This window comes from Bacteroidales bacterium, assembly GCA_013314715.1.
GTDB lineage: Bacteria > Bacteroidota > Bacteroidia > Bacteroidales > GWA2-32-17 > Ch61.
The window spans coordinates 1-3,665 of sequence record JABUFC010000093.1 but is presented as its reverse complement, the minus strand read 5'-3'; the positions used below and the strand labels follow the sequence as shown (position 1 = coordinate 3,665).

6 protein-coding genes are annotated in these 3,665 nt (G+C 38.6%); 4 read left to right on the top strand and 2 right to left on the bottom strand.

Going from position 1 to position 3,665, the window contains the following annotated elements; translation table 11 throughout:
* A partial coding sequence (locus tag HPY79_12435) for a hypothetical protein (GenBank protein NSW46608.1) occupies window positions 1-310 on the bottom strand: 310 nt, incomplete at its 3' end.
* Window positions 311-395: 85 nt separating this feature from the next.
* Here HPY79_12435 and HPY79_12430 point away from each other — a divergent pair.
* Window positions 396-605 carry a hypothetical protein gene (locus HPY79_12430; protein ID NSW46607.1) on the top strand — a complete coding sequence of 70 codons (210 nt, stop codon included), beginning with the start codon at window positions 396-398 and terminating at the stop codon, window positions 603-605.
* A 264-nt stretch (window positions 606-869) separates the two neighbouring features.
* Here HPY79_12430 and HPY79_12425 read toward each other — a convergent pair whose 3' ends face one another.
* Window positions 870-1,184: a hypothetical protein gene (locus HPY79_12425; protein NSW46606.1), complete on the bottom strand. Its 315-nt coding sequence runs from the start codon at window positions 1,182-1,184 to the stop codon at window positions 870-872.
* A gap of 141 nt (window positions 1,185-1,325) precedes the next feature.
* On the opposite strand from HPY79_12425, the gene HPY79_12420 reads away from it, so the two are divergent.
* From HPY79_12420 to HPY79_12410, 3 genes are all read left to right on the top strand, one after another.
* On the top strand, window positions 1,326-1,487 hold the full coding sequence (locus tag HPY79_12420) for a hypothetical protein (GenBank protein ID NSW46605.1): 162 nt from the start codon (window positions 1,326-1,328) through the stop codon (window positions 1,485-1,487).
* Complete coding sequence (locus HPY79_12415) at window positions 1,474-1,662, top strand: hypothetical protein (protein ID NSW46604.1); 189 nt, start codon at window positions 1,474-1,476, stop codon at window positions 1,660-1,662. Before HPY79_12420 ends, HPY79_12415 begins: the two co-directional genes overlap by 14 nt.
* Before the next feature lie 76 nt (window positions 1,663-1,738).
* A partial coding sequence (locus HPY79_12410; GenBank protein ID NSW46603.1) for a hypothetical protein occupies window positions 1,739-3,665 on the top strand: 1,927 nt, incomplete at its 3' end.

Genomic DNA, 3,665 nt, shown 5'->3' with positions numbered 1-3,665 from the left:
GTAGTTCGCCGCTACCAAGCCCGGCAATAGCACTTACCGGCAGCAGTGGCAGGGATTTGCTATCGGTAGGTTTGGCTGGTATAGGTGTGGGTTTATTTGGCTCGGCTTGCTCTCGCAACATCGGACCTTTGCCGGTTAAAAGCCATTCGGGATTTAATTCAGGGAAGTATGAGCATATTATCTCGCATTTGTCTGAGCCTATAGCACCAGATTTATCTAAAAATCCATTAGATAATTTAGTGATTTTATAGAATTCATATTTTGTAATTCCCTTATTATTAATAAATTGTAAAATTCTTTTTCTTATCATAGAAAATTTTCTCAAAATAATTTGTATAATAGAAAATATGCTATTATATTTGTCGAACCATTAAGAACAAAGAAACGATTTTTTTATGGAACGACAAAATTTATTAGAAGAATTAAAAAGAGGCGATATACGTGAGATTGCGCAACTGACAGGATATACTTGGAAGGCAGTATGGGCTCAATTAAAAGGTGTACGCACGCTAAAGCCCAAAGTAAAACATGCAGCCGAGCTTATAATAGCTGCACGCCAAGAAGCAATTAAAAAATACAACGAAACCAACCAAAACGATGAATAGAAACGACAAGCAAAGTAGCAGCATTGGCGACAGGAGAGCCCATGTAACCTGTGACGGCGTGGAAAGGATAGAAATACAACACGCATGGAGTGGTTTTAATATGCTGCAAAATGCAAGTCTGGCAGCCGGGGAAGACCGGCATTTATTAAAAAAATATAAGGTATGAAACAAAAATTTACATATAGCAGACGAATAAACAAATTACTGCTTTCAGTTTTTACATTAATACTGATTTTAAATATATTAAACTTAATAAAAGAATGTTCACACAAGCAAATTAATAATACCAATAATAGTACCGAGCAATACAAGCCAAAATGTGATACAATTATAAATGTAAGTATTCCCTTGCATAGTAAGTCTAACGTTAAATAAAGTGTCGTTATCTATGTGCGTTTTTTTTAGCCATATAAGTCCATCTTTTTCAAGTTCATATAAAAGATTGTGTAATATATACGTATTCTTTTCGGAATTAAAATGTGTAGCCACTTCTCTATTATTAGCACCTTTTAGTTTGAGTAAAAAAATTAGGTGCAGTCTTGAACGAATTTTTAAAGGAAAACCTGTTTTTGATTTCATAAACATTATAATAAATGATTACAAATGTATGAAAGAAAATAATGCTGACCTAGAAACACGCAAAAGCAAAATTTACTTATGGATATCCATAGTAGAAGTGATGATTATCGTAATTATTACCATTATTAAAGCCTTTGCATTATGAAACACAAACTATTAGTAGTGGTCGTTACTGTTGTATTAGTTGTAATATGGTCGCAGGCATGGGAAAATGTGCCATGGTACAGTGCTGCAGTGGCAGGAGTTATTATCGGACTTATAATATCGCCCATAATAAATACAAAAAACTATGAGAAAATTTAATCGCCCACGTCCGTTGCGTATTTTAATAATAGTAATGCTAACGCTTGTTATTATACAGCTTAGCCAATATCAGGTTTCCATTCCTGCCGGAATATTTCTAATGCTACTGCTAATAGCCATGTTTGTTGGCATAGGGATATTGTGGTGGTACGTATGGTTAAATAATAAGCAGTAACAATACTATGAACTCGCCATACATTGTCATAAAAAATAAAGTGTGTATCAGCTTTCAGATAATGGCGGAGCTGGGGATGAAATTAAGGTTGTGGAAAAAGTATAAAGAAAAAGCTCGCTCCTTAGGACTTATTACCATACCCGGAGGCAATGGCAGGCAGAGTGTAATGGAGTTTATAGCTCTGCCCCGTAAGTGGCAGGATAAAGTAATAGAACATTATGGTACGTATGGCGATTATTACCATCCGTTCGACGATGTGTTTGAATGGGACAACGAGGCTCGCAGGTTTTACGAGGAATTTTCCCTTTGGGACGAGGATACACAAAGCGAACGCCGCATTAGCAAAGAGCATGTAGAACGCTACACCATAAATGCCGGTGTGCTGAATGCTGCCATTAAAATGAAGCAGTACCGCGAAGAGATGACGGCACGGCTTGGCAACGCAAAGCGTAACCTATGGCCAGATTTGTGCAAAGATACTACCGATTACAACATAATACTGCAACGCAAGTATGGTTGCAAGCATACCTTACCACAGAATGTGCGTAAGTTTCAGCAAAAAGCTAGCAATTACATAAAACGAGGCTACGAGGCATTGATAGATAAGCGATTGTTGAACAACAATGCTCAGGTAGTAACACCGCAAATGCTTCAGTTGTGGAGCGATATGTTTGCCGGGCGTGCATACAAGCCGACCCATATAGAGGTATATCAGAAATACACCGATTTTCTCGAGGGAAAACTTGATGTAGTTAACATGCAAACCGGTGAATTATACGACCGATTAGCGTCGGAATTTCATGTTATCAGCGAGCGTACCATATATCGCTGGATGGAACGCTGGGAATTCAGAGCGCCGGCATATATGAAACGGAGTCGTAACCGTCAGTTGTATATGGGACAATATATACCGCATGCACGTATGGAAACGCCAAAATATGCAGGCAGCTTAATCAGTGTTGACGATTTTCAGCCGCCGTTTAAATATGCCGAAGGCATGGGCAACCGCATGTGGTTTTACATAGCAGCCGATGTGGCAAGTGGAGCTATAACATCGTGGGTATATGGTACCAACAAAGAAGGATTGATACTCGAATTTTATCGCAATCTGGTACGTCAGTATGCCGAATGGGGAGTACCGTTGCCTTATGGGATAGAAGCCGAAAGCAATTTAAACAGCACGTTAAAAGAAACGATTTTAAAACCCGGTGTATTGTTTAACGATATACATATTATAGCCAACGATGCAAGGCAAAAGCGAATAGAGCGTTTAATAGGCGAATTTAAGCAGGCATATTTATACAAAAAAGAAGGTGCAATATATCGTCCGCATGCACAAGCCGAACGCTATCAGGGTGGCAATGACGATAAGATTGCATACAAAACCAAAGAAGAAATTGTTGATGTAGTGCTAAAATCAATTGAACAATGGAATAATTCGTTGCATACAAATCAAAAAGAATATCCTGGCAAAACACGCTGGGAAGTGTTTATGGAGCATCAGCACCCTGAATTGCATCCGATAAACTGGTATAGTGTATTGCGTGCCGTTGGTTATGAGACAAAGACCAGTTGCAAGCTTGCTCGTGTTCGTGTTCAGAATGCCCATAGAGTACTTGGCGATGGCAATGGTAACTTATTGCTTGACGATAAACTTATAGGTGTACTAAAGCAAATAGAAGGGAAAGAAGTAATTGTTAGGTGGCTTGACGACAGCAACGGAAACATAATAAAGGTATTTATATACGACCGGGAAGGTAGGTTTATATGCGAAGCACTGGATGAACTTCGCTATCAGCGTGCCAAATTGGAACAAACCGAGCAAGATAAAATAAACATAGAACTGATGGCACGCTATCGAAATACGGTAGAAGGTTTTATTCGCAATGCATCCAAACAGATAAACAAAGTAGAAATCATTGAGCATAAGCAAGAAGCAGAACCACGGAAAATTCGCTTTACCATTAGCAAAAAAGTAGAATTGGAAGACATGATACGAACCG

Coding starts and splice junctions, on each gene's coding strand:
- HPY79_12430 (NSW46607.1), top strand. CDS start 396: ATGGAACGACAAAATTTATTAGAAGAATTAAAAAGAGGCGATATACGT.
- HPY79_12425 (NSW46606.1), bottom strand. CDS start 1,184: ATGAAATCAAAAACAGGTTTTCCTTTAAAAATTCGTTCAAGACTGCAC.
- HPY79_12420 (NSW46605.1), top strand. CDS start 1,326: ATGAAACACAAACTATTAGTAGTGGTCGTTACTGTTGTATTAGTTGTA.
- HPY79_12415 (NSW46604.1), top strand. CDS start 1,474: ATGAGAAAATTTAATCGCCCACGTCCGTTGCGTATTTTAATAATAGTA.